This window comes from Akkermansia sp. N21169 (assembly GCF_029854675.1).
Lineage (GTDB): Bacteria > Verrucomicrobiota > Verrucomicrobiia > Verrucomicrobiales > Akkermansiaceae > Akkermansia.
Genome location: NZ_JARWNC010000040.1, coordinates 97,444 through 124,297 on the forward strand (window position 1 = coordinate 97,444; position 26,854 = coordinate 124,297).

The 26,854-nt window shown below is 50.2% G+C and carries 18 protein-coding genes; 13 read left to right on the plus strand and 5 right to left on the minus strand.

Annotation, left to right across the window (positions count from 1 at the left end; all coding sequences use genetic code 11):
- Positions 1 to 51: 51 nt before the first annotated feature.
- On the minus strand, positions 52 to 2,469 hold the full coding sequence (locus QET40_RS09565) for a beta-L-arabinofuranosidase domain-containing protein (RefSeq protein ID WP_280126940.1): 2,418 nt from the start codon (positions 2,467 to 2,469) through the stop codon (positions 52 to 54).
- 177 nt (positions 2,470 to 2,646) lie between these two features.
- On the opposite strand from QET40_RS09565, the gene QET40_RS09570 reads away from it, so the two are divergent.
- From QET40_RS09570 to QET40_RS09600, 7 genes are all read left to right on the plus strand, one after another.
- Positions 2,647 to 4,521, plus strand: a complete 1,875-nt coding sequence (locus tag QET40_RS09570) for a heparinase II/III family protein (RefSeq protein WP_280126941.1) — start codon at positions 2,647 to 2,649, stop codon at positions 4,519 to 4,521.
- 182 nt (positions 4,522 to 4,703) lie between these two features.
- Positions 4,704 to 10,046, plus strand: coding sequence for an RHS repeat-associated core domain-containing protein (locus tag QET40_RS09575; protein WP_280126942.1), 5,343 nt, complete (start codon positions 4,704 to 4,706; stop codon positions 10,044 to 10,046).
- A 14-nt stretch (positions 10,047 to 10,060) separates the two neighbouring features.
- Positions 10,061 to 10,624 (plus strand): hypothetical protein, encoded by a 564-nt coding sequence (locus QET40_RS09580; protein WP_280126943.1) that lies wholly within the window; start codon positions 10,061 to 10,063, stop codon positions 10,622 to 10,624.
- A gap of 136 nt (positions 10,625 to 10,760) precedes the next feature.
- Positions 10,761 to 11,096 carry a hypothetical protein gene (locus tag QET40_RS09585; RefSeq protein ID WP_280126944.1) on the plus strand — a complete coding sequence of 112 codons (336 nt, stop codon included), beginning with the start codon at positions 10,761 to 10,763 and terminating at the stop codon, positions 11,094 to 11,096.
- Positions 11,097 to 11,132: 36 nt separating this feature from the next.
- Positions 11,133 to 12,272 carry a tetratricopeptide repeat protein gene (locus QET40_RS09590; protein WP_280126945.1) on the plus strand — a complete coding sequence of 380 codons (1,140 nt, stop codon included), beginning with the start codon at positions 11,133 to 11,135 and terminating at the stop codon, positions 12,270 to 12,272.
- A gap of 302 nt (positions 12,273 to 12,574) precedes the next feature.
- Complete coding sequence (locus QET40_RS09595; protein WP_280126946.1) at positions 12,575 to 13,027, plus strand: hypothetical protein; 453 nt, start codon at positions 12,575 to 12,577, stop codon at positions 13,025 to 13,027.
- A 198-nt stretch (positions 13,028 to 13,225) separates the two neighbouring features.
- Positions 13,226 to 13,852 (plus strand): hypothetical protein, encoded by a 627-nt coding sequence (locus QET40_RS09600; RefSeq protein ID WP_280126947.1) that lies wholly within the window; start codon positions 13,226 to 13,228, stop codon positions 13,850 to 13,852.
- A gap of 306 nt (positions 13,853 to 14,158) precedes the next feature.
- Here the strand turns inward: QET40_RS09600 and QET40_RS09605 are convergent, their stop codons facing one another.
- Positions 14,159 to 16,465, minus strand: coding sequence for an alpha-N-acetylglucosaminidase (locus QET40_RS09605; RefSeq protein WP_345783073.1), 2,307 nt, complete (start codon positions 16,463 to 16,465; stop codon positions 14,159 to 14,161).
- Between the two features lie 245 nt (positions 16,466 to 16,710).
- Here QET40_RS09605 and QET40_RS09610 point away from each other — a divergent pair, with 245 nt between their 5' ends.
- On the plus strand, positions 16,711 to 17,928 hold the full coding sequence (locus QET40_RS09610) for a folylpolyglutamate synthase/dihydrofolate synthase family protein (RefSeq protein ID WP_280126949.1): 1,218 nt from the start codon (positions 16,711 to 16,713) through the stop codon (positions 17,926 to 17,928).
- A 77-nt stretch (positions 17,929 to 18,005) separates the two neighbouring features.
- On the opposite strand, the gene QET40_RS09615 is transcribed toward QET40_RS09610, so the two are convergent.
- Both QET40_RS09615 and QET40_RS09620 read right to left on the minus strand, forming a co-directional pair.
- On the minus strand, positions 18,006 to 19,007 hold the full coding sequence (locus QET40_RS09615) for a TlpA disulfide reductase family protein (protein ID WP_280126950.1): 1,002 nt from the start codon (positions 19,005 to 19,007) through the stop codon (positions 18,006 to 18,008).
- A gap of 95 nt (positions 19,008 to 19,102) precedes the next feature.
- Complete coding sequence (locus QET40_RS09620; protein WP_280126951.1) at positions 19,103 to 20,353, minus strand: hypothetical protein; 1,251 nt, start codon at positions 20,351 to 20,353, stop codon at positions 19,103 to 19,105.
- A 238-nt stretch (positions 20,354 to 20,591) separates the two neighbouring features.
- Here QET40_RS09620 and QET40_RS09625 point away from each other — a divergent pair, with 238 nt between their 5' ends.
- A complete protein-coding gene (locus QET40_RS09625) occupies positions 20,592 to 23,090 on the plus strand; it encodes a U32 family peptidase (protein ID WP_280126952.1) in 2,499 nt (832 codons plus the stop codon).
- Between the two features lie 7 nt (positions 23,091 to 23,097).
- Here the strand turns inward: QET40_RS09625 and QET40_RS09630 are convergent, their stop codons facing one another.
- On the minus strand, positions 23,098 to 24,114 hold the full coding sequence (locus tag QET40_RS09630) for a M28 family peptidase (protein WP_280126953.1): 1,017 nt from the start codon (positions 24,112 to 24,114) through the stop codon (positions 23,098 to 23,100).
- A gap of 250 nt (positions 24,115 to 24,364) precedes the next feature.
- On the opposite strand from QET40_RS09630, the gene QET40_RS09635 reads away from it, so the two are divergent.
- Genes QET40_RS09635 through QET40_RS09650 form a run of 4 tightly spaced genes read left to right on the plus strand, consistent with a single transcriptional unit; the run spans position 24,365 to position 26,841 of the window.
- On the plus strand, positions 24,365 to 24,643 hold the full coding sequence (locus tag QET40_RS09635) for a BrnT family toxin (protein ID WP_280126954.1): 279 nt from the start codon (positions 24,365 to 24,367) through the stop codon (positions 24,641 to 24,643).
- 38 nt (positions 24,644 to 24,681) lie between these two features.
- Positions 24,682 to 24,975, plus strand: a complete 294-nt coding sequence (locus QET40_RS09640) for a CopG family antitoxin (protein ID WP_280126955.1) — start codon at positions 24,682 to 24,684, stop codon at positions 24,973 to 24,975.
- Positions 24,968 to 25,888, plus strand: coding sequence for a tRNA (adenosine(37)-N6)-dimethylallyltransferase MiaA (miaA, locus tag QET40_RS09645; protein WP_280126956.1), 921 nt, complete (start codon positions 24,968 to 24,970; stop codon positions 25,886 to 25,888). Before QET40_RS09640 ends, miaA begins: the two co-directional genes overlap by 8 nt.
- A gap of 59 nt (positions 25,889 to 25,947) precedes the next feature.
- Positions 25,948 to 26,841 (plus strand): hypothetical protein, encoded by an 894-nt coding sequence (locus QET40_RS09650; protein ID WP_280126957.1) that lies wholly within the window; start codon positions 25,948 to 25,950, stop codon positions 26,839 to 26,841.
- The last annotated feature ends 13 nt before the right edge of the window (positions 26,842 to 26,854 follow it).

Sequence of the window (26,854 nt, forward strand, 5' to 3'; positions counted from 1 at the left end):
GCAAATTACACAAGATCCCGGCGTTATGTAATGCCTGAATGTCACCGATTTTTAACGGACACATTGAAGTTTGATCCCCCATCCATCGGGATATTGGCCAACCCGACCGAAGCGTCCGGCTTTTAACAGAACGGTGTTATTTCCCTTTTTAAGAGTGACGGGAATAAGGTCCGCCCCTTGATATTCGACATCATTCGGTTGTTGGATGGTGTGGATTTTCCTGCCGTTGAACCATATTTCGCATGCATCTTTGGCGTTGACGGCGAGGTAGGCGGGACCTTCGCTGTCTGACTTGATGGAAGCGCGGGCGTAGGCCAGTTTGCCGTTGCCCCCCAGGAGGCGATCCATGTTGACCAGTCCGGAGGGTTCCGGTGCGATATCTTTCCAGCTTGTCGTTTCTCCGGTTTCCGGTGAGTAAATTTGGTCTTGGATCGGTTTGCGGATGTCGTACGGATAGGCGGGGGAAAGCTGCCAGTCCGAGACGGGCAGGAGTGTCCGGTTGACGCATTCGGGGAAGTGAGTCAGACGCAGCCGTGTAGCTCCGTAGGGGGTGAGGGTGATTGTTTCTTCCTTGCCGTCCGTCGTATAGGCGATGGGGATCAACGGGGTGAAGCGGTTTTCTTCCAATTTCCAGCCGGGGATGCGCTGGACGGGCACCTGAAGGGCGGAAGCCCCGTCCCCTCCGTCAAAGGGGTAGGCATCATTCTTTTTGGGAAGAACCCGGACGCGTTCACGGAAGTTCGATTCATCCAGAGCGAGAGCGTAATTCCATGGAGCGGCCGCTTTCAATGAGAGAGTAGGGAACTGAGAATTGCCGGTTTCTCTGGAGTTGATGTCGACTTGCTCAGGAATGGCGTAGGAATAGAGCAGGGGACCGCGCTCCAGACTTAGAGAATTTTGATAGCGATTGAGGTGCAGGGGCATGGGGAATCGCAGAGTGACGACATCTCCATTCTTGAAGGTACGGTTCAGCTGGGCAAAGGAGCCGGAGCGGAAGTCGCCTGTGACGGTTTGTCCGTTGACGGCTATTTCCGGGCTGGCACACCAGGCCGGGATGCGGAAACGGAAGGGAACGGTCGTTTGTTCATCCGTTTCGAATTTGAACTCAACGGTGTCCGAGAAGGGGTAGTCCGTTTTTTCATGAACAGTGACCGTCCGTCCGCTTTGACCGAGAGGGCCGGAGATCGTAGAGGGACCATACAGGACGGCGGTGAGAATACCGTCGGAATCGGTCATCCACATGCGGGAAGCGAAGTTGGGCATCAGCCTGTGGACATTGCCGGGACAACATGCCGGTTCATGGTGGGGACTGTAACTCATCCAGCGTGTACCCCGGTGAAACTTGGAGTGTGTGGAATTGTCGGTGGCGATGAACTGGTTGTCGCCGGACATGTATTGAAGGTTGGTGAAATCCTTGGAAACAGCTCCAGGACCGGCATTGAAACAGGCTTTTTCGATCATGTCGGCGTATTTGGCATTGCCGGTTGCCATGAGGAAGTAGCCGAGAGTCCACGTGAAGTCGGAACTGACGCAGGTTTCATGGGGTTGGGAAGGATCGCGGGTAGATAGATATTCCGTGCTGGACGGGACTCCGCTGGGGCCCATGTGATCGCGTTCCAGAACGCGTATGGCGTTTTCGGCAGCCTGGAGATAGGAGGGGTCACCGGTATAAATATAGAGGATGGCGGGGAGTTTCAGTTCCTCGCTGAAGGTAACGCCATGCATGACGATTTTGTTGTTTCCGGCTGTGGCGGCCATGGTAAGGCGTTCTTCGGTAGCCGGTTGGGTGTTGAAGATCTTGTAGGCATCGACGGCTTTGTCCTTCAGTGCGGTATCGCCAGTCCATTCATAAGTTTTCAACAGTCCTTCTATGTTGGTTGCGTTGCGGAATCCCAGACCGATATCCTTGGCCGTCGTCAGGGAGAAATGCTTATGGAACGCATCGACGATTTGCTTGTCGCCCGTTGCCATGTAGTAGGGGATGACGGCCTTGAAGAAGACGCCATTGGGCCAGAGGGATTCGTTTTTCCTGAGGCTTGTACCGATCAGTCCCCTGGAGTTAGGATGTGTCACCACCCACTGGATGTTACGTTTGAACGTGTCGATTTTGGCCTGGTCATTCAACAAAAGCCCCAGTCTCACCATTCCGTCCAGATAGTAGGCAGTTTGCTCGTAGGGCCACCAGCTGTTGCTTTTATTGTTAATTTCACCTTCCCAGAGTTGAGTGTTAAACGGGAATCCATGTTCTTTCGGGTGGCTGGTTAGTCCTTTTTGCTGGCGGACGAGATATTCTTTCAGCCATCCTTCGGGCTTGATGCATGTAGGGGAAATCTCCCGGAAGCGATCATAGCGTGGAATGGATGGGGAAACTCCTGGCGATTGTGTTCCGGAAGCCGATATCCCCAAGAAAGAGAGGAGGCACGCGATTCGACAGGAATAGCGGGATAAGAAGTGAGCAATCAAAGACATGGTAAAATTACGAAAGTGCCGCGGGCATCATTTCATGTATCATCTTGTTTTTTGGACAAGATGTACAAAATATAAAAAAATTCAGTTGGATGATTTTTTCGCCTTCGAGGCGACGTATTCTGAATGATGAAAGCTCTTTTAATTGGAATTTGTTTTTTGACTGGTTCGTACTCTGTAATGACAGCATCCGGTTATGAGGAACGTGCGTATTTGGAACGTTCGGTTGATGCCTCCGGTCTCAGGGAAATATTGAAAACGGATCGTTCCTGGGTACCCTATCCCGCCTACGCTGACCGCAGCGGCTGGGAAAAATTAATGGGTGACAGCCGCGAGGAATTAATCCGGCGTGGGGAGAAAATGCTTGATTATCCGTGGCAGGTGATCAAAGCGACGGACTACCTCGAGTTTGAACGCAGCGGCAACCGCGAGGTGATGCAGCGTCCTCATGCGGCCAATTGCAACGCCTTGAAGGATCTTGTACTGGCGGAACTGGCCGAAGGCAAGGGACGATTCATGAACCAGATCGGCAACGGAGTTTTTTATTTTAGCGAAATGACAGCGTGGTCTCTCTCCGCCCACCTGACGGCACAGAAGAATCACCGTCCCCTGCCGGATGACCAGGAGCAGATCATTGACCTGACATCGGGGGAAATCTCCTCCATTCTCTCCTGGACTCACTATTTCTTGAAGGATGAGTTGGATAAAATCCATCCCCTCCTGGCGTCCAGATTGAAACGTGAACTCTACAAACGGACGATTGAACCCTATTTAACCCGTTCTTACCATTGGAGTGCCCTGAACCGCCCCAAAGGTTGTTTTGTCAATAACTGGAATCCATGGTGCAATACCAACGTGCTTCAGACGATGCTATTGATGAGCGATGATCCTGCCGAAATGTGCGAAGGAGTACGCCGGACAATGTTGTCGGTGGATTGCTTTATGAATTATGTCAAAGGCGATGGAGCTTGTGAAGAAGGTCCGTCCTACTGGACCCATGCAGCCGGGAAATTGTATGATTATCTGACACTTATTTCCATGGCAACCCAGGGCAAGGTCAAATTGTTCGATAAGCCCCTGGTACGTCGCATGGGGGAATACCTTGCCGATTCCTATGTCGGTGACGGCTGGGTTGTCAATTTTGCCGATGCTTCGGCAAAGGGAGGCGGAGACCCCGACTTGGTGTACAGATACGGAAAGGCAGTGAATAGTCCGGTGATGACGGGGTACGCGGCATCCCTCATGGGGAAAGCCGGCAAGAAAGCCGGAGCTCCACGGGGTATGGACATGTTCCGGACGCTGGAGTGGTTTGCTTCTCACAAAGAGTTGATGGCAGAGGAGCCGTCTATAGTCCGCAACGATGTGTCCTGGTACCCGGAGACGGAATTCTGCTACCTCTATGACAAGGGGAATGGATTCTTCGTTGCAACGAAAGGAGGCAACAATGGAGAAAGCCACAACCATAATGATGTAGGCACCTTCTCCCTTTATGTGCGGAACATGCCCGTCATCATCGATGTCGGCGTAGGTACTTATACGCGCCAGACCTTCAGCAACGAGCGTTATTCCATCTGGACGATGCAGAGCGATTACCACAACCTGCCGGCAATCAATGGAGTTTCCCAGAATCCGGGGGGAAAATACCGCGCCTCCAAGACTGCATGTGATGTCGGTCGTAAGACTTTTTCGACAGATATTGCCGGGGCTTATCCTGCCGAAGCGAAGGTAAAGAACTGGATTCGTACATGTACCCTAGGTAAAGACGGGTTGGATGTGACGGATACCTTTTCTCTGGAAGAAACCGTGACGGCTCCCAGTCTTCATTACATGACTTGGGCGGAGCCCGATCTGTCGATACCGGGAAAAGTGGTTTTGGACAAGGAAGGCCGCAAGGTGACCATGACTTACGATCCTTCGCAGCTGGAGGCTTCCGTCGAGAAGGTTTCGTTGACGGACAAGGCATTGACCCGCGTCTGGGGCGATGCCGTATACCGCCTTGTCCTGAAAGGCCGTCAAACGGACAAGGACGGTTCCTATACCGTAAAATTCCGGTAAATATCCGTCCACAACGACCAATCACAATGCCAGTCCCGATGATAACCGTGGGGCTGGCATTCTTTTTTTCAAAAATGGGACGAATTTGATTTATTTTCTGACAATCTATCCTATCTTAAGAAGGAAAGGAAAAGGTGCTCGAATGATCGCCTTATTTTTTATTCCATTCCCAGGCAGAAGACATGCTCAAGCTTTTTAGTGATATGCCATCCAGTTCGGAAAGCAGTTCTGCAAGTTCCTCGGTACTGAGTAGCAGTTCTTTGTCACAATCAAGCTCGGGAAGTGGTTCCAGCTCCTCATCCAGTAGTTCTTCTTCATCCAGCAGTTCCACATCGGCTTCGCCTTCAAGCGGCCCCATTGAGGAAGGTTGTCCTTGCCCCTGTTCTTGCGACTGCGATGAAGAACCCGACCCCGACGACTGCAACAAAAATGGAGGTGCTAATTCCGCCGGTAACTTCCCCATCGGATCCAATCCGGACGATCCCGATGATTGCGAAGGGGAATTGGGCGTCGGTGGTGAAGGCAACAACTCCGGAGGCGATAGGAATGCTTTCGCAACCTTTAGCTTCCGGGCCGTACCGGAAAGTACCATCGGTGTCCGTTACAAGCACCCTCTGGAATGGACATCAGTCTGGAATGCCTCGGAGCGGAACGTGACCGTCATGCGGCCCACCGGCAGCGCCATCAGCTTTCATGCAGGCACCGGCAGCGCGGAAGCCGTTCCCGTCGGTACCTCCCGTAAGCTCAACTACCGCGTCCGGCTGGTCTCGGAGGACGGACAACCGTGTCCCTCGGGTTCCCCCGCTTTCCTGGACATGGTGCAAAGTAACGGACGCATCCTGCGCTTTTCCGCTTCAACCGGGCGGGTTTCCTCCCTCATCTCTCCGTCCGGTGTCGAAACCACTGCGGAACAATACGCTGCCCAGCTGCAAGTAACGCGGAATCCGGAGACGGGCGCTGTCGAAAGTGTCTGGTCGAAGTCTCAGGGCCTCCTGCAAACCATTCCTGCGGGTAACAAACTCACCCTCGCGTGGTTTGCTCCCGGGCAAGTCCGACGGAATTCTCTCGGCCTCCTCTCCGGCATGGGACTTCCATGGAAAACCGTTACCTACGAAACGACGGAAAAGGACGGTGTCCCCGTCATGCTCATCGACGAACAAAGGGAAGGCATGCCCGCTTTCCACTCGGAACGCTACGTCAAAGGCAATAACGTCACCATCATCACCGGAGAAGGCGCCGAACGCATCGTGCGCACCATCGAACGCGGATTCCTGCCCGGTGACAAATGGGAAACGATCGAGACCTACCGCCGCATGGATGCCGACGGCAACATCTCGGACGATCCCCCCGCCTCCTGCGTCCGCACCGTCAAGAAAAACACGGAGGGCGGATGGCTCACCCTGAGCAGAACGGTCGGGTATGGCACGCCCGAAGCCCAGACCACCCTCTACACCTACAACGAACAATTCCGCCGCACCCTCGTCATCGAACCCAATGGCAGCTATACGCGATACGAATACGATGAACGCGGGAGAACCACCCTGGAAGCAAGGCCGTGGGCCGGAGGGGGAGAACAGGCGATGCGTACAACCTACGCCGATCTCCGCTTCAACGACTTCCGTCCCGCCTCGGAAACGGATCTCATCATCGATGAAGACGGCGAAGAAACCGTCCTGGCTCGCCGCGTTTATACCTACGAAGACTCGGACGAAGTGAATCGTACGACCGTGACGGAAACCGCCCTCGGCTCCGTCAATGTCCATACGTCCGTCTCGGAAACCAACGGCCCGGCAGCCGTCTATCCGTATGCCCGCGGACGCGAACGCTTCATCCAGGGGGTCGACGGTCGCCAGACGCTGATTGAATACGCCCCGGCAGATTCCCATGGAGCCATCCATATGGTGACAAGAACCAGTATGGTCAACGGAGACATCGTCTCCGGACAAAGTTCCCGTGAAGTGGAATATATCGCCGACAACGGAACCGTCACGCGGAACGAACGCTACGTCCACACCGGGGAAGGGTGGTCGCTGGTAGCGGCGGAAGATTACGAATATAATGTCGAGCTCAAGCGTACCCGGGTTACCCGTGCCAACGGACGGGTGAGCACGACGGAATGGATGTGCTGCGGTCCTCTGCGGGAAACCGACGAGGACGGCATTACGGTTTCCTACGGCTATGACACGGCCAAACAACTCGTTGAAAGTATACGCTCGGCGACCGAAACTACGCCGGAAACAATCGTCTCCTATGTGCGTGATGCCGAAGACCGCGTGCTCGAAATGCGCCGGGACGTCGGCCCGATGACGACCGTCGAATCCTCATTCTACGACTCCATCGGACGGGTCACCAGTACCACGGATGTTTTGGGCCGCACCACATATACAGATTACAGCGAGGATCTACTCGTGACGACCGTTACCTCCCCCTCGGGCGCCACTTTCATTACCGAGGTCTATTATGACGGTACTACCGTGTTGCGATCCGGCACAGGGCAGAGGGAGATAGAAACGCGGATGGAATTGACCCCGGAAGGTATTCTGACAACGCGCCTCACGGGCAATGTCATTCTCTCCCGTCAATTGTCCAACGGATTCGGAGAAACCCTGCGGGAAGACACGCCCAACACACTGGGAGGCTTCATCTCAACCCATCATACCTACAACGGCAAGGGGCAGCGCACCCGTTCACAGACGGAGCAAATGGCTCCCACCCTGTACGAATACGATGAGATGGGGAATATGGTGAAACAAACGCTTGCCCTGTCGGATACCCCCACGCCGCTCAACTCCCGGATCACGGAAAAGTCTCAATCCTACGCCGTACGGGAAGATGGAATCTATCAGATTCAAACGACAATTGCCTACAATGCCTCTGGTCAACCCCTCGTCCAGATGACGGAGACACTCGTTTCTTCCCTGAGTGCAATCTTGGAAAGCAGGAGCCGGAGTCAGGACATCTATGGTCAGGTGTCCGAATCGTGGTCGGAATATACCGCGCCAACGAAGAGAACGCAGTACGCCAAGATTCCAACCTCGGTGTTGATTGCTTCTGCCATCGTTGTCGATGGCTTTGTTCAGCAATCGACAGACAATACCGGCATCACCACAACCCAAAGCAGGAGTTATACATCCAGCGGTCAGAAGGTCACACAAACCGATGGGCGAGGTAACACGACAAGCACGGAAACCGACCTGGCCGGGCGCATCATCAAAGAGCCTGATGCCGCAAGGGCGACGATCACCAGGGTTTATGACTCGCGGTTTGATCTGCCCTCTTGCGTCACCAATGCTCTGGGCGATACGACCTGTTACGCCTATGACATTCGAGGGCGTAAGATCGCGGAATACGGTACTGCCGTTCAGCCCGCCTGCTTCGGGTATGATGAGGCGGACCGCATGATTTCATTGACGACCTTCAGAATCGCGGATGAAGAGATTACGACGGATCCGAGTGAACGCACGGATGGCGATACGACCAGATGGACCTACGAGGAAGCTACTGGTCGCCAGTTGAAAAAAACGTATGCAGATGGTTCCGAGGTAATCGACACATACGATGCCATGAATCGCCTGAGTACAAGGACGCTGGCGCGAGGTATCGCCACGAGCTATTCTTACGATCCTTTGACTGGCGAGACAACCCAGGTTCATTACAGTGACGAGACACCTGATTTCACGTATGAATTCAATCATTTGGGGCAAATCGTCGCCATTACCACACAGGGGGAAGAACATCCCTATTCGCTGACGTACAATGACTACGGAGTCATGGCTGCAGAAGGCTACTGGATGGGGTGGCAGGAAAGCCATGTGAAACGCACATTCGACGCATTCGGTCGGCCTTCCTCGTCCGGGATTGAATTACAGAATGAGACACCCATTGAATGGGAACAGATTTATGACGAATGCGGTCGTATCTCCTCCTTCCGCCTTTTGGCGAATGAAACCCGGGGATTCGAGGAAAAGACTTTCCAGTTCAGTTATCTGCCGGGAAGTAGTCTCGTTTCAAGAATCGACTGGAGCAACGGCCTTTGCCTGGAATACACCTACCAATCGTGGCGTGACATCCTGACGGGGATCCGATGCGGAACCTCAGACAAGACCTATACAATCGCCGAGAAAACGAGGGAACTTGATCCCTTGGGACGTCCGGAAAAGGGTCTCAGAACGCGTCTTGGAGAAACACACGACGATTATTTCAGCTACAATTTACGGAATGAACTGACCGGGGCCATGTTCGGAGGAGGCCCGGTGTTCGAGTATGCATACGATAACATCGGCAACAGGGAACAGTTCCAGGTACGGGCAACACAGACAGATTACGAGAGCAACGAGCTCAACCAGTACTCGCTTATTACCCCGTCATACGCGCCGGCATTTACACCGACTTTCGATGCGGATGGGAACCAGACACGCATCCGGACCACGAGCGGCATCTGGAATGTAATCTACAATGCCAACAACCGTCCCATTCGCTTTGCAAGCGAGGACAACGAGACTGTGGTTGAGTGCCGTTACGACCACATGGGGCGCCGCGTCACGAAAAAAGTCAGTGTCGGTGGAATCGTGACGCAGCATGAAGGCTACCATTATCTGGATTATGTCCAGGTAGCGGCAGTCGATTTGTTGGCGAACAACGAAGTGCTCCATGCCATCTTGTGGAATCCTCTCGAATCCGTAGCTACCCGTCCGTTGGCTCTTGTGCGAGGTAGCAGCATCTACTACAGTGCACACGATTTCGTCAAAAATATCACGGAATGGATCAACGAACAGGGAGAAATAAGTGTCAGTTTCGACTATACCCCCTACGGTGAAGTCATATCGGAAACAGGAGATGTAAGCCTGAACGTGATCGGCTATTCGAGTGAAGTAATGGATCGAGAATTAGGCCTGGTGTATTACAACTACCGCCATCTCAATCCACTGGATGGCAGGTGGATTAGTAGAGATCCTATCGCAGAACAAGGAGGATTAAATCTATTTACCTTTGTATCCAATTCCATTGGAATAATTATTGATTTTTTGGGAGAAGCTCAAATTAATCTTCCAACTCCCGATGAACCAATTTTCATACACCCGTATGTAGATCCTGATACGCATTTACCATTGGTAGGGTATGTAACTCAAGAAGAAGTAAATAGATTTTATAAAGCGGCTATTGAGCTTTCATTAAAACGTAAAAACAATAAAAGATGCTATCAAGTATACATTCACGCAAAAGGTCTAGCGACTATTGATGATGTAAAAAATAAAAAATGCGATATAAAATTTATTATAGGCCATGGATGTAAAATAGATGGAAAGGATTATGTAGTAATGAAGGACGGTCAAATTTGCATTAATTCGCTTAACTCTAATGGTGTTCAAACCGTGGGATTTGGATGTTCTATAGGAGATAATAAAGGAATAGTACCACAATGTTATGCTGCAATTCAATTATCTGAAGCAATTGAAAAACTTGTAAAGAGTCCTGATTGTCCATGTAAAAAAGTATGTATTTTTTCTGGACCTGTTAATCAATAAGTAAATAATAGCCTATGAATAAAATTATTAAAATAATTTCATTTTTTCTGTGCATAAATTGTTATGGGCTAGATATTGAAACGTCCGAGATTCATAATATCGAATCAAAAATTAATGAAGATACGGATTCTTTAAATTTTATAATAAATTCACCTGTTTCGTGGAGCGATTTTTCAAAAATATTACATAATGCATATGCAAGAAATATAACGAAATTTTATATTTCTAAAAATTCTAAAAAGATAGATATTTCATCTAATTTTATTGAAAATGAATTCAGAGTAGCACTTCCAAATGCAAGTAAAAAAAATAGGAATCTATTTATATTTAAAATCGATAAAGTCGAATCTGAAAAATCCGGAGAATTTCTATATGCTGTTTGGAGTCTCGAGGAAAATGATATTTCCTGTCTGGATTTTTTTTGCAGGAGGATATCAAGAATAAAATCGGATAAAATAGCATTAAACCTTGCACTTAAAATAAATTTTGATATTTCTGATGTATTTAACATTATTGAATATATTCAGAATAATATTGGAGACAAGAAAATAATAGGAATAATGTTTTCAATGGAATAAAATGTATCGTGATTATCTAAACGTAAAATTCGTAATCTATTAAAATAAAAGAGTGGCAAAAATAAATTTCCAATTGCTGGTTATATTGTTGGTATCCTGTTACAATAACGACGTTGTTCTCGACAAGGAAATCAAGATGAAAATATCTACTATTAATGTGAGTAAGATAGAATCATTGAATGATATTTTGGATAAGCTCAATATCAATTCTGAATTTTCATTCTGTGGCGAACGAGGAAATCGTGAAATCTTCCAACTTGAAAATGGATTGGTGATCGATTTGATACCCAGAGAACCACAACCTATCATCCCTTCCAATATAGATAATCTTCTGGCAGACAATAAATCGACGGCAGGTAAGAAATCTTGTGAATCAAGAGATGAATATAAAAAATGTCACAACGAATACCGATGTGTTAATATTTATAGTCATGGAATACTAATGACTACGAAACATATTTCTTTAAATTAATGCAAAATCAATCCATATGGAAAATAGTTTGCAATCATGCATAAAATATTATTTATAATATATTGTTGTATTTCGACAGCATTAGCATTTTGGGTCCCTCCGGAGTCATTTGAGGATCTTGTGAATAGTTCGGAACTCATTGTTACGGCAAAAGTTGGTCGTGTGCACATTGAAGAGAATAACAGCTACGTTCTATTAGAACCCATTGATGTATTATATGGTATCAATATACCGGAAATTCGGTTGGTGATTGATGTCCCAAAATGGGATAGCCCCATTGATCTTGGCTTCTATTATGACGGAAAGTATATTTGCTACTATGATGGGAGAAAATATTATGATGGTGATGGGATTGTAAAATATGAGAGCAATCTAGAGGATGTTTACTATATTATTCAAGAGGGGAAAAAATATTTGTTTTTCTTTCATTTTTCACGATGGCCTCGACCACCGTCATTTGGACTTTTAGACAAAGTTGAAGATTTTCCCCGCTCTTTTCTTCCATCTAATCCATCACTGGATTGTGTAATAGCTCGTCTTGAGGGAGATAAAATTATCAATTGGCCCTTTTCCATTGAGGGAAAAGTTATCACTGACGATAACCTACAATATCCGCCATTGGATTTTCAGGAAGTGAAAAGACAACTTATGTTGACTATTGATAAACAACATAAAAATGCTTTGGAAATGGCGAAAATGGGTGACCAGATGGCTCAATATTTGATGTTTTATTATTCGGCCATGGGTGTAGGAATGAAACGCGACTTGCAACAAGCGTACTATTGGATGAACAAAACACCTTATGACCCTTATCTTAAAGCTCAAATGGAAGAAATTAGAGAAACTCCGGAAGGGAATGAAAAAGCAATCAGTTACTACAAAGAGTTAGCCGATGATAATAATCTTCTCGCTCAATATCATTTAGCAAGGGCCTACTATGAAGGGAAAATGCTTCCACGAGATGATCGGAAATCTTTTGAATGGCTTTATTCGGCAGCACTTCGAGAATTACCTGCTGCTCAATTAAAATTATCGGCCTATTATGCCCACGGAATAGGGACAAAAATTAATCTCATTCATTCCTGGCGTTGGCGCCTACGCGCCATGAAAAATGATTATCTTCCAGCCCTATATATGCCTTATCCGGCCTATGAATTATCCTCATTTAAAAATTAATATAATATAAAAAGGTCAGAAAATTACGGTTGCATATTCCAAATTAAGAATGACTAGAAAAAATAAAGTGTGTTAACACTCAACATTCTTATTATGTTGATACAATGAGTAGTAAAAGATATATTACAGTATTTGTTTCTTGTGTCTTCCTGCTTGTAAAGTCTTACGTCGATAAAACGATCATAGTATCTCACACAGAATCAATTGATGAAATGGAATGCATCGCTTGTGATTGATTCAATTGTTTTATGTGTATTAAAGAAATTTCGCTGCCTATGGTTTAAATTTATATTTTACTAAATATGTTTTTAGCATTATATTCATGTCTTGGTGTTCTTGGTCTGTCTATCAATAATGACCTCGTTTCGGTTAATTCATCAAATGATTTTTCTGTTTGTGTGTATTGTGAAAAATTTGATTTAGGAGACTTAATAAAATATGTAAAACAGCGATTTGTATTAAGAGATAATAAAATAAAGCACTATTCGACAATATTTATATTTTATTATAAAGGTTGCAATTCTGGAGTAACTGAAATATTTGTGCAAAAAAATGAATATGGAAATCATATCATACAGTGGGATTATTCCAAAGCCAAGAGTGTTAGAACGACTACAACAGAAACTAGTCCATGGCCATGTGGAGTCAATTTCTATACCTATGATAGAATTAAATCCATTTTAGAGGCACAATTCATTTATCGGACCAAATGGTATTTTATAAATAGTTTAAAAAGTTTTTGTGAAAATTATTGAATTTGATGGAATTGTTAAAATCTAATCGAAAAATAAATTCCCAATATTGTATTACAAGCATTGAATGAAGTTTTATGAATATTCCAAATGATGATATATCTGAAGATTTAAAGCATGAATATATTTGTAATTCAGGATGAATTTAATTTTTAATAGAATCATTATGAGTAAAGTGGAGAATTTCGCAGGTTTGTTAAAATGAGTAGTAAAATATATATTAAAATATTTGTTTTTTGTGTCTTCTCGCTTACAAAATCTTACGCCGATAAGGCGATTATAGTATCTCACACAGAATCGATTGATTCATTTGGTGATGACAAGGTAGCTATGATTTCCCGTGAAAACAGGAAGAGAGAATTTGAGGAAAGAGTTATTGCGTATGAAGAAAAGATTCCGCATGAATTGGGAAGACAATTTGATCGCATACCTGATGGAAAAGAAGATTATTATCCACTAATGCCGAAGGAAGATCGTGTTTTTTGGATTGACGTTTTCAAAAACTATACAAATTATAGTTTGAATGAAAAGCCGACTAGACCGACATTTCTTTGCGACAAGGTTTCGGAAACAAATGTTTGGAAAGCGTTCCTGTATTCACAATTTCCCGACTTGGATCTATGTCTTTATCTAAAACGTGGAGACAGTCCCATTCCTGTCTTCGTGATACTCAATCAAGGTCATATTATCAGCCTTCATTCTGATCAATTCAATAAATCCGGGACGAGAGGCAATCTGGATTCAATAGACTATGCAATTAATCAAGGAGGTGATTTGATCATAGTTTTACAAATAAAAAACCCTCAGGCTCGTAAACATACCGAATAGTGGAAGTACTACTGCTGAGGGCGTATAAATTGTTCCTGAGGCTTTTCCTCCAAACAACTCATTTAGTAATATAGGAAGGCTTTTCTGTCAAATTTTATTGTGTCATCACAGGCAAAAGAACTCTGATACTGGCTGTCGTGGGAGGTTCCCCAGGCGAGGCCGGCAAGAAGGGAAAACCTGTTAGTCAGTGTGCCTGGTGATGCTGTGCGTCTTGCGTTGTTCGGTAGTATGAATAGGAGAAGCTGCCCCATGGGGATGAGGCAGCTTCTGTTGTGAGGGGGGGGTGTTTGTGGGACGTGGGCAGGATCAGGATACTTTGGCTTCGCCGAGGTTTTCGTTTCTGGGGCCTTTGTCGGTGTTGGGCAGAGGGACATTGCCGTATTCCTTGGCGAGTTCCTTGTATTTGCCGAACAAGCGCCGGACGGTTTCGAGCTCGTCGCCCTGGATGACCGGGGTTCTGGCTTTGCCGGGGGTCTTGACGAAGTTTTCTTCCCATTGGGCGAGTTCCTTGTAGAAATCATTGGCTCTCCAGGCTTCGCGTCCGTGAACCATGGGGAGTTTATCCTCGTTGTAGTCGGTACCGTCGTCGAGGTGTTTCCGGAGCATGTCGTAGAACATCTGCCAGCGGTGCCGGTAGAAACCTTCGATCAGGCCGCTCCATTCGCGCCAGCTGTAGTCGAAGATGATGGGATCCCCGGCGGTGCCTTCACCCCAGGAAGTGACTAGGGATGTCGCATCACGTTCCAGAAGTTCCTTTTCCTGCGGAGTAGTGCCCCAGGCGGTGGCTTCCGTAAGCCAGCGATCGAAGTTGAATTCGCGGCGGGTACGCAGAAGAACATCCGTGTCGGACAAGAGTTCGAGGAAGCGCGTCGAGTGCTTGACGAATTCGGCTTTATCTTTGTTCTTAAAGGCTTCTGCGGCTTTGGCATGGATGGCCTGCCCGAGGTTGGATTGGATCTGGCGCTGGACGTCGACGATGTCGAAGAGGTAGGGTTTGGAGTTCTTCATCTTGTCGGCATCCTTCAGGAGGTTTTCCTGGGCACGATAGAGCAATTCGGTGGGGTAGGGGATATGGAATCCGGCGTTAGGGCCTGACTTTTTGGGGTTGAGCGCCGGACGGGCGGCGATGATGGAGCTGTTTTCCGTGCCGTTGGTTCCCTTGCGGTAGGGGCCTTCGAGCAGAAGCATCCATGCTTCTTCCGCGGCTGGGGATTGGGTGCCGTAACGGCGTTCCGCATAGTCTTTCAGCCATGTTTTGAGATCGACTGCGTCCTCGTGGAGAGGCATTTCGAAAGTCAGATCGTAATAGACCGGGTTTTGTTCGATTCCTTCCATGAAGAGACCGGAACCGCAGGCGTTGGGGGCTTCCTTGCGGGCCTGGGCGTATTGATTGGAGGCGATGAGGGGGAGGTCTCCGTGCATGTTGATACGCCCGCCGAAGTTGTGGAGGTTGCCGGCGATGAAGGGGTGCCCCCAGAAATTCTGATGTTGTTTGCGTTTGGAGCCGTTGAGGTCGAGCATGATGAGGTTGTTGACCGGGACAGCGTCGACGATGGGCTTGTACATGCTCCAGCATTGCATGGCCCAGACGGAGCCGGGGTGGAAGGACTGGAAGAGTTCGTGAATGGCCTTGCCGACGGCGGGCAGGTATTCCGGGGTATGGACGGGAGGACTGCTTTCATGGAAGGGATCGGCGGCATAGACGCCGTGGGCTCCGAAAAGTTTTTTCTGTTCTTCCAGGAAGGTGCGTCCGATCTGGGCGAAAAGCGGATCCAGGGGATCGAGCTGGGCGGCACCGGGGAAGCCGCACCATCTGCCCTGGAGGCTGATTTTGGCTTCCGGATATTTGTCCTTGAGTTCGCGGGGGACGAAGCCGGTGAACCCTTGCTGGATAGGCTGCATGCCAAGTTCCAGCTGGCGTTCCATGATCTGTTTTCCGAGGGTGATGTGGCTGTCGATCCAGGACTTGGGCAGGGGGCCTCCTACTCCCTGAAGGTTTTGCATCCATTGCCAGGCGAAGTGTCCGGGGCCGGAAAGGAAGCGGCGGGCTTCCTCATCGGAGAACTTGAACTTGAGGAGGGTGTTGTACCACACGGCTTCCAGTCCCACAGGAGACAGCGGCATGTTGATGCCGTTCATCGCCATGAAGTTGAGTTCTCGCTCCCAGCGTTTCCAGTCCCACCAGGCGGCGGAGTAGCTGACGGTGCAGTAATTGAGGTAGGCGCGGAACTTCTGGTCGATGACTTTGCGTTCTTTTTTGTCGGGAAGAGGGAGGGTTTGGGGCAGGTTCAATTGATCCCCGAACCAGGAGAAGTGTCCTTTGGCCGTATATTTGATGTATTGGTTGAATGCCATGGCCAGCGAGACGGGGTTATTGCCCCTCAGGACGATTTTGCCGTCACGGGTATCGATTTCAAATACATCCCGATCCTGATCCCGGGGGATGATCTCCAGTGTGAATTGCCCGGAATATCCTGGCAGAACACGGTTGATTAGTTCTGTGGCTACACGGATTTGATGGTCTGCCGTGACGGGTTGCGATGGAGATGCCGCGGCATGCAGCTCTTCCTGTGCTTCCACAAAGGGGGACAAGGCGAGCAATGCCAGTGGCATTAGGGAACAAAGAAAAGGAATTTTCATATCGTACAGGATACGCATACAATTGGGGGATCTTTCTAAAAATTGGTAGTTTGTGAAGAGAAAAGCATCTAGGGAGAATCGGAATGCTCCATGGTTCGTTCCTGGCGAGAGCCCGGAAGTCCTTTTTCTGGAAGCTTTCCTCCCTGCCCGGCTGGGAAAGGCGGGGGCTGGCGGCAGTTATGATTGCGTCCCGGAAAAAATGAATTATAGATGAGCGCATGAATTTGAAGTCGGCACTGGACTGGTTGTACTCGACGCAGTTGTTCGGAATCAAGCTGGGGCTTGAGGGTACCCGCAGGCTGTTGGAGGCAGCGGACGCCTATCCGTCGGAGGATGTGTGCGTCGTACATGTGGCAGGAACCAATGGCAAGGGATCTGTCTGTGCCATGCTGGAGGCTTTGGGGAGGAGTTCGGGCTTGAAGACTGGGATGTTTACGTCTCCTCATTTAGTAGATTTCAGGGAAAGAATCCGGGTGAACGGAGTCATGATTCCCGAGGATGCGTTGCTGAGGCTTTTGGTGGAGGTGCGGGATTTGGTGGCGGAGTGGGATCCTCATCCGACGTTTTTCGAATTGGCTCTGGCTGTTGCGTTGAAATACTTCAAGGAATGCGGAGTTAAGTTTCTGGTTTTGGAAACAGGCCTGGGGGGGTGCCTGGATGCGACGAATGCCGTTCCCAAGGATCTGGCCGTGCTGGCTCCTATCGGCATGGATCACCAGCAGTATCTCGGCGATACGCTGGAATTGATTGCTGCGGAGAAAGCCGGAATCATTGCCGCAGGGCGGCCTGTCGTTTCCGCCGTTCAGGAACCGGAGGCTGCTGGCGTGATTGCCCGCCGCGCGGCGGAACTGGGCTCTCCTCTGGCCATTGCCGGGCATACGGATGGGGTTCCCCAGCCTTCTTTACCCGGTGCCCACCAGAGGAGGAATGCTGCCCTGGCTCTCCTGGCGATGAAAACGCTCCATCTTCTGCCTTCCCGTAGTGTGGCGGAGGCGGCGTTGTCCTCCTTGTCCTGGCCGGGTAGATTTCAGGAACTGGAAGGAGGACTCATGGTGCTGGATGGCGCCCACAATCCGCATGCCGCCCGGGTGCTTGCAGAGACCTGGAGGGAGCGTTTCGGCGATGACAAGGCTGCTCTTGTGTTTGCCGCATCCGCAGACAAGAACATTCACGGTGTTCTGGAACTGATTGCTCCTTTGGCGGGAGAATGGCACCTGGTTCCGTGTACGTCACCCAGGATTTTGGGAGTGGGCGACATGAAATGCCTGGTTGAGGCCTTTTCGTCGGTTCCGGTTATCTGCCATGACAGTCTTGAAACCGGTTTGAAGGCCGCCCGGAACAGTGGATGCCGCGTCCTGGTGACGGGGTCCCTGTTTTTACTGGGTGATGTCCTAGGGCTGTTCGCCGGGGAAGGCCGCAGAGCGACTGTTCAATGATTCCCCTTCTCCCCCCGGATTTTTACGAGAAAAACAGGGGGAGAGGAAAAAGCTTCGATGGGGTGACGCCGGAAGGTTTATTTATCTTCCTTTGCTTCTTCCGGCACGATCAGGGGAGAAAGGAGCTGTTTGAGCTGCCCGGCAATTTTTTGCGTGATTTCATCCGGGGACTGTTCCAGTTTTTCAACGGCATCCATCAGGGATTTGACTTCGCTCTGCTGGGGCTTTTTCTTCTGTTCCAAGGCTTCGATCTTCTTTTTGATGCCGAGGAGGCGGGGGATGTCCTTGTTGGCTTTGAGGGCGGTTATTTGCTCGTCAAATTCCTTGACGGACGGAACGGCCTTTTTCAGCCGCAGCATCATGGGAAGGGCGTTGAGCGGGTCTTCTCCGAAGACTTCTTCAATGGAGGCTTTTTCGTTGTCAAGCCATGCATCGTATGTACTGCAAACTTTTTGCGCTTCTTCATCGTCCTGCTTATTGCGCAGTGGTTTGATTTTGGCTTCGATGTTGGTACCGTCGGAGACGAGATCCTTGGCAAGTGCCTTGTATTTGTCGAGTTCAAGCCCGTCCAGGATCGGGGTTCCCTTGCCGACGTTGCGGAGTTCTTTTTTGATCAGGTCATACAGTTCGCCGGGGTATCCCTGGGCGACGACTTTGCCATTGGCTCCGACGAGGACGGCAAAGGGCAAGCCTCCGGGACAACGAGCTTCCGGCAGGGAGACGAACTGGTACACCGGAAAGGTCACTTTAGACTTTTTCAGGAAAGGTTCGATTTTATCCGATGGCCTTTGACTGTGGCTGGCTACAATGACAAGCCCTTTGGATTTATACTGGTCGTACAATTTAACGAGGTGGGGGAAACTGGCGATGCACGGCGGGCAGTTGATACCCCAGTATTCGAAGAAAACGACTTTTCCTTTCAGGTCGGAAGCCTTGATTTTCGGTCCGTACAGGTGTGCGGAGGCGGGGAATTGGGGGAATGTGACTTTAACTCCCTTGGGGTGTTCCAGCCCGGATGATATTTCGATGGAAGCCATGCCGAGGACAATGGCCGCTGCAATAGAAAAGAAGCATTTCATACTGGCAACTTAGATGATGGAGGTGAATTGTCAAGAGACTCGCTAAAATTCATTCCTACCGGGTTAATGCTTTGACGGTGCGGATTTCCCGGAAATCATCTGACGACAGGCCATACGATGCCGACAGGGTCAAAGGGAGCTACTTGTCCTTTGATTGTCGCGGGATCGGGAAGAGAGTAATTTGTCCTGAATAACGGGAAGATGGGAGAACCGTATTTTTGATCTTTATGCACGACGGGGGCATCTACTTCTTCGATCATCAGGGATTCACCGAACTGACCTCCATTATCGCCCAGAAGGATCTGGATAGGGTAGGTTTTTCCGGCTTCTACAGTGAAGACGACCCCAGCCGCATACCCCCCTGTGTTTTGGCTCCAGTGTTCTGTGTTCCCGTATTTATACAGAGTAACGGGAGGGACATTGATTTTGGATTGCCTGAGTTTCCTGACCAGGACTTCATCGGCTCCCTTGACATTTTGCAGGGCATCGTGCCAGGCTTTTCCAACGGCATAACTCTGGTTGATGGAGACTTGAGACCATCCAAAGTCAAAAACGTTTTTCCCGTTGAAGTTGACGACGAGAACATCGTCTGCGGCTCCCACAAACCGGAATTTGCCGGACTTGGGGGCGACGACATTGCCTTTGTACACGGCTGCCCAGAAGCTTCCCTGGACGCGGTCGCCACATTGATAGGCTTTGGGGGCATCTTCCGATGGGGAGTTCGGGATATAGAACTGGGATGCGTAGAGCTTCGTTGGAGATTTGAAGTATTTGTTGAGGATGGATCTGTTCCAGTTTTTGATGAATTGATTGAAGACATTGATGTATTCCGCATAGGTCATGTTCGTACTTTTCCCTGCGGGGGTTTGCTTTAAATCGTAGAACGTTCCCTCCAGAGCGCTGCCTCCCGGTTGGTCAGAGCCGAATCCGGTTCCTCCCTCCCCGAGATCTTCTCCGACTCCGGCACCGAAATCCACTCCCAGTTCCAGGCTTTGCCCAAGATCGGAAATGTCCGGGGTTTCCAGGTCAACCGAAGCGATGGCGACATCGCTGACGGCATAGGACGTGATGATGCTGGCATGGTTTTGGACGGAGGCGGTGGGGCGTGTTGTGATGCGTTCCGGCGTTACTGGGGAGTCCTGGGGCGGGGCATCCGTATTGTTGGCGACATAGGCCACGATTTCCGGTTTTCCCGTTTTTGAGACAACGATGACAGCGGTGTACAGAAGGAGTCCGGCCAGAGCCGTTGACAAAACGGCTGTTGCCAACGCGGCCAGGAAGTTGCGCGTCTTGGCTTTCTGGAGAGCCTTGTCGGCTTCATCGGTCATTCCAATATGAAGGCTCATTGGTGTTGAGGGAGTGGGGAGAAGGGCTTTTCAACCATGAAATCGGATGGGGTATCTATCCATCAGCATGGATCATGATTAAAATATGATCCTGGATAAAGTGATTCAATGTGAAATGGTTATTATTTGTTCTTTAACTCGATTCTAACGATTTTCCCGTTTGATTCTGTGGGTGGGTGTATTTTTTCGGTCTGGTTTTGCCCTTGACGGGAGATGGTCTCTTGGCGAGTGTACGGACATGAAGCCCGATCCGTCCTGTTGCCCTCCTTTGTCCCGAGGCGATTTGAGCCCGGAATTGCTGGCTCCTGCCGGAAACTGGGAGTGTGCCCGTGCGGCCGTGTGCAATGGGGCGGACGCCATCTATTTCGGTCTGGAGCAATTCAATGCCCGTCTGCGGGCCGACAATTTTACGCTGGAGGATCTCCCCGGGCTGATGAACTATTTGCACGGGCATGGAGTCAAGGGATTTGTGACGATGAATACGCTGGTGTTTACGGGGGAGATGCCTGCCGCGTTTTCCTATCTGGTATCTCTGAACGATGCAGGAGTGGATGGAGTAATCGTCCAGGACATGGGATTGGCCCGTATCCTGACTCTCTGGAAGCGGGAGCGTCCTGAAGTGGCATTGGAATTGCATGCATCGACTCAGATGACATTGTCGTCGCCGGATGGCATTCGTTTCACGGAACGGTTTTTGGATTTGGAGCGTGCCGTTCTGGCACGGGAGTTAAGCTTGAAGGATATCGAATGTTGTGCCCGGGAATCGTCCGTGCCGCTGGAGGTTTTTGTCCATGGAGCGTTATGTGTGTCGTATTCCGGCCAATGCCTGACGTCGGAGAGCCTCGGCCAGCGAAGCGCCAACAGGGGAGAATGCGCTCAAGCGTGCCGCCTTCCCTATGCTTTGGTTGTAGACGGACGGCTGAAACCTATGGGTGAGAGACGATACTTGCTGAGCCCTCAGGATTTGTGCGCTCTGGACGATATACCGGAGCTTGTACGCATGGGAGTGAAAAGCTACAAGATCGAAGGCCGGCTCAAGAGTCCGGAGTATGTAGCTGCCGTGACATCGGCCTATCGTAAGGCTTTGGATGCTGCAGTAGGAGGAATGGAGGCGGATTCCCTCGTGACGGATGCGGACCGGTATGCGTTGCAGATGGTGTTTTCCCGGGGTTTTTCCCATGGATGGCTTCATGGTTCCGACCACCCGACGCTGACGCACGGGCGGCACGGCAAGAAACGCGGGGCTTTTGTGGGTGTTGTATCGGGGGGCGGCAATGGCTGGGTAGATGTCAATTTGGAGGGAAATGTCCCTCTGGCTCCCGGTGATGGCTTTGTGTTTGATGCCGGAGAAGACCGTAATGAAGAACAGGGCGGCCGTATCTGGAAAGTGCAGAGGAACCGCTTGTTTTTCCATGGCAAGGCAAGCCGGGTGGACTGGACGCGCGTGCGTCCCGGGCAGAAGGTTTGGAAGACGGATGATCCGGCGTTGAACACCCGTCTGCGTCAGTCATGGGTGCATGAACGCGCGGAGGAAACCGTCCCTCTGGAATTGCATTGTACCGGGAGAGTCGGGGAACCTTTGGTTGTGAATTGCCCGGCGTGGGGTGTTTCCGTCCGGACGGATGTTGCTCTGGTGCCCGCAGTCAATCGTCCGTTGACTTCCTCTACACTTTGGGAAAAACTGGGAAGGCTGGGTGGTTCCGGCTTCATACTCAGGGCTTGTACGGTGGATTTGCCGGAAGGATTGATGCTTCCCCTGAGCGCATTGAACAAGGCCCGCCGGGATTTGGTGGAACAATTGAACAGACTGGATAAACCCGTCCAAAGGGCTTCTTCTCCTTTTTCCATACCGGAAATCATGGTCAAAACGCGTGTATGTCCGGAGACGGCACCGGCGGAACTTTCCGTTTTATGCCGGCGTGAAGAACAGGTCGAACCCTGCCTCCGGAGCGGCATCAAGACTCTGTATTTGGATTATGAGGATATGAGGAGGTATGGAGCTTCTCTGGAGAAGATTCGGTCCATGGCTCCGGATGTTTCCGTATTCCTGGCTACTCCCCGTATCCAGAAACCGAAGGAGGAAGGGTACTTCAAGCTGATGGTGCGTCAGGCTCCGGACGGGATTTTGATCCGCAATTGGGGAGCTGCGGAATATTTCCATGATTCGGGGTTGAGGCTTGTAGGGGATTTTTCCCTCAATGTCGCCAATCCGTGGTCGGCGGATGTGTTGCTGGAATTTGGACGGTTTGAGAGATTGACAATTTCCTATGATTTAAATGCGTCGCAGGTACTCGACCTCCTTGCCGGGATGCCAGGAGACAGGCTGGAGTTGACGCTTCACCAGCATATGCCCATGTTCCATATGGAGCATTGCGTGTTTTGTACCTTCCTGTCCGGCGGCGGCCATAATGACAGGGACTGCGGGCGGCCATGCGAACGCTACAGTGTCCATTTGAAGGACAGGGTGGGACAGTTGCATCCCCTGTTTGCCGATACGGGGTGCCGCAATACCTTGTTCAACGGACGGGCTCAGACCGGGGCGTGTTTTTTCCCGGCTTTCCGGGATGCCGGGCTTGTGCATTACCGGGTTGAATTGCTGGACGATTCTCCCCGCAAGGCGTCTTTGTTACTCCGGGAATACGGGCGTTTGATTTCCGGCGAGGTTGCAGCGTCGTCTCTGGCTTCCTCTCTGGACTTGTTGGAACAGCTCGGCACGACTGTCGGTACGCTGGCCTGAATGGAACCTAAAATGCTGTTGATTCGGGATTGAGCAACCGTGCTGTCATGCGTGCCAGGCCGTCGACAACTTCGGCGAATTCACGATAATCCAGCTTTTCTGCCGTATCGCTCGTTTCATGGTAGTCGTCGCACCGCAGAAAGGCCGTATCCGTGACGGCGAATGAGGGAATGCCCTCTTTCATGTAGGACCAGTCATCTGACCAGGCGACGGCCTTGGTATAGTACGGAAAGGATACGACGCGGACCGGAAATCGGCATTCGCTTGTAAAAATCTCTGAGCAGGATCGGGAGAAATCCTTTCCCGTGTTGGTGGACATAAAAGCCACATAGTCGCAACGGTCCGGGAGTCCCGCCAACCCGGCTACGACGGCACTGGCCCGTTTTTTGTTGACCCTGGGGGAGTAGCATCCCAGCGTTTCCGGCGTGAACATGCCCATGATATGTTCCTTGCCTGGATTTTTTGCAATGCTCCGGGCATGGACTCGGGAACCCATGGCATCGGTTTGGAAGAAAGGGGCCTCTTCGTTGGCGTAAAGAACGAAGATGATTCCGTGTTGTGTAGGAAGATGGCGGAAGATCCGAGCCAGTTCCAGAACGGTGGCAACTCCCGAACCGTTATCATTGGCTCCCGGCGTCCCGGTTTTGGCAGGGATGACCGGACCGTGGGAATTCCATGTTTCCATCCCGGCCCGGGTATCGTAGTGGGCTCCGATAATAAGCCAGGGAGCATTCGGGGTTGTACCGGGTTTCCGCACTTCAATGTTGTATGCGGTCTTTCCGGCAGCTGAACCGAAGCTGGTTTTTCGAGGGACGGATACGGGTTGGAAGACAGGGGTATAACCCATGGTTTGCAACTCGTGTCTGATGTAATCGACAACCATCTTCATGTTATCCTCCCGGTAGAGGTTGCGTTCTCCGATTGTTGTGGCGAGTATGGTCACATGGCGTTTTAAATGAGCTTGGATGGAAACCGTATCCGGAATGCTGCCCGTTCCATGGGGCTGGCGGAGCTGAGTACACATTGTCAACGATAAGCTGACGAGACCGAATATTCCCACCAACACCAGAAACAGTTTCCTTATCATTTTAGTTCTCTTAACAAGAAATCTCAGGCCAGGCAATTGAAAACAAGGCTTGAGTTGTTGGCTCGTTCTGAGGTCCCCTGCTTGTATCGAGCAGGGTTTCCGGAAGTGACGCCCCCTCGCTCCAGCATTGCATGGGGAAAATATTCTTCCCTTTGAAAGATCTTTTCTCTATATCTGGCATAAGTAAATGGAACTGGATTTGAGACAATTAGTGTTTGACCCGACCCGGTATAAACCGAGGGAAATTGAGGAATGCCTGGAAGATCCGTTTGGCATTCGCCTGTTGCCTGATGAGGTGGAATGGACGGCAGAGGCCCGGTACTTTTGTCTGGGGCGTACATTGGAGGGACGAGGGTTGTTTCTTGTATTCTGGAGTGACGGTAAAATTGCCCGTATTGTTTCCGTCCGGGATATGACGGATGGGGAATCCATGTACTACAATCGTAAATACGCGACGCTCAACTGAACGGTTTAACGGTCTTTTTGTTTCTTGATTAATTATTTATGGATATTCTTTCTTCTTGGCAGCAGGTTCCCGTTTTTTCATCTCCCCAGGAGGAGGCCCGGTTTTGGGAAGAACATGAATTGGCTCCCCGATTGATGGAAGCAGCCCTGTTGTCCAGTGACGGCAGGGAGTCCAGTTCCATTACACTCAGGTTCGATCCCCGCATGCTGGCCCGCATCAAACGCGTAGCAAGAAGCCGGTATCTGAACTACCAGAGCATGATGAAGCAATGGTTGGCAGAGCGCCTGGATGAAGAGGCACGCATAGAAATCCCTGAGAATAATCATGAATGATGCCTTGCGCCTCATCTTCATAACGGGCACGACCGCTTCGGGAAAATCAGCCCTGGCATTGGAATTGGCTCGGCTGCTGGATGCCGAGATCGTGAGTGCCGATGCCTATCAGGTGTATCGCGGCATGTCTGTTCTAACGGCGGCTCCAACTGCGGAAGACAAGAAGAAAGTGCCTCACCACATGGTGGAGTTTCTCGATCCTTCGGAGTCTTGGGATGCTTCCTCTCATTACCGGCGGGCCATGGAGTGTATTCGAGACATTCATGAACGGGGGAAGAGGGCGATTGTGGTCGGAGGATCCGGGCTTTACTTGAAATTCCTGTCACACGGTATTTCCGATGCTCCTCCTGCGGATGAGATGCTCCGCAAGGGGTTTGCCTCCCGCGAATTGGCGGATTTGGTTGACGAATTGAAGCGGCGCGATCCCGAAGGCGCTGCTATGACCAGTCTGGAAAACAGACGGTATGTTGAGAGGAATTTGGAAATTGTGATTTTGGGAGGCAAGCCTCTCCGGTTTTGGAAAGAGAACTGGCAACGTCCTCCTGCCGGTCCCGGTTATGTAATTTCACGAGATCCCGAGGATTTGGAACATCGTATCCAGGAACGAACCCGGCAAATGTTTGCAGAAGGAGCGGTGGATGAAGCTGCCGCGCTGGGTTCTTGTTCCTTGACGGCGGAGCGTACGCTGGGGCTACCGCAAATCCGTGAATTATTGCGTGGGAACATGGGGATTGAAGAATGCATCCAGGCTGTTGTCCTGGCTACCCGGCAATATGCCAAACGGCAAAGGACCTGGTTGAGGCGTGAGACATGGTTGCAGAAACTGTTTGCATCCGAAAATTCTTCTTCCTTTAGCCTTGCGGCTGACGTAAAATACCTCCTAGAAAGCTTTATTCGGAATGGCGGTAGTTGAGGAACTGCGCCATCAGTTCTTAAGGCTTTTTTGAAAGAGCTATTTTACATACCAATATTATGGAAAACTCGAAAAGAAGACCAAATTCCGGACCGTATCTGATTGTCATTGCCCTTCTGGCTTTGGCCTTGGTTATCTGTATTGTCCTTATCGTCCGCAAAGATGCTGATACTGTGGCTGCTCCGTCTGTTCCTACCGCTTCGGCAACGCAGACATCAGCTCTGCCTGATGCTACCGCTTCGGCAAATGCTCCGGCTGCTTCCGGTACTGCAACCGGACAGCAACAGCAGACAATTGATCCGGAATCCGTTCTCGGTAGAGTAGCTCTGGCGGTGAATGGTTACTATTCCGCCAAAACTCCTCAGGAAAAGGCCAAGTTCGTGCTGGAAGCCGATACGATGCTTCCAAAAATGGAAAAGTATTATGAAGAGCATACCATCAAAAATCCTGGTGCCAAATCGGTGGAACCTCCTACGGCATTTGCCCTCGGCGGTTTGTCCTACTGGCGCACTCGGGTGCTCCTGAATGATGGTACCGTCGGCTTTGTTGCGATGCGTATCATTGACAAGGAACCCAAGATCGACTGGGAAAGCGAGGTGCGTTATTGTTCCTTCGACTGGGACAAGTGGCTTGCCGACAAGAGTAAGGAAGCCGGAGATTTCCGTGTGTATGCTGTGGTCGACAAAGAGTACAAGGCTCCCTTTAACGATAATACCCACTACCTTTGCCTCAAGGTGAAGACAATGGACTCCGACAAGACCATGTTTGCCTATCTGGATTTGACCGACTTTGATCAGCGCGAGTTTGCCCGCCAGTTGATAGAATCTGGTAACAACCCCATCGAATGTGTTCTGACGCTTCAGCAGGTTGATTCCAAAGAGAGCGATTCTCCGGTCGCCAAAGTGCTGAAGGTTGTGAGTCCGTCCTGGGTGATTCCCTACGGAGGGATGTAATCCATGTATTTTT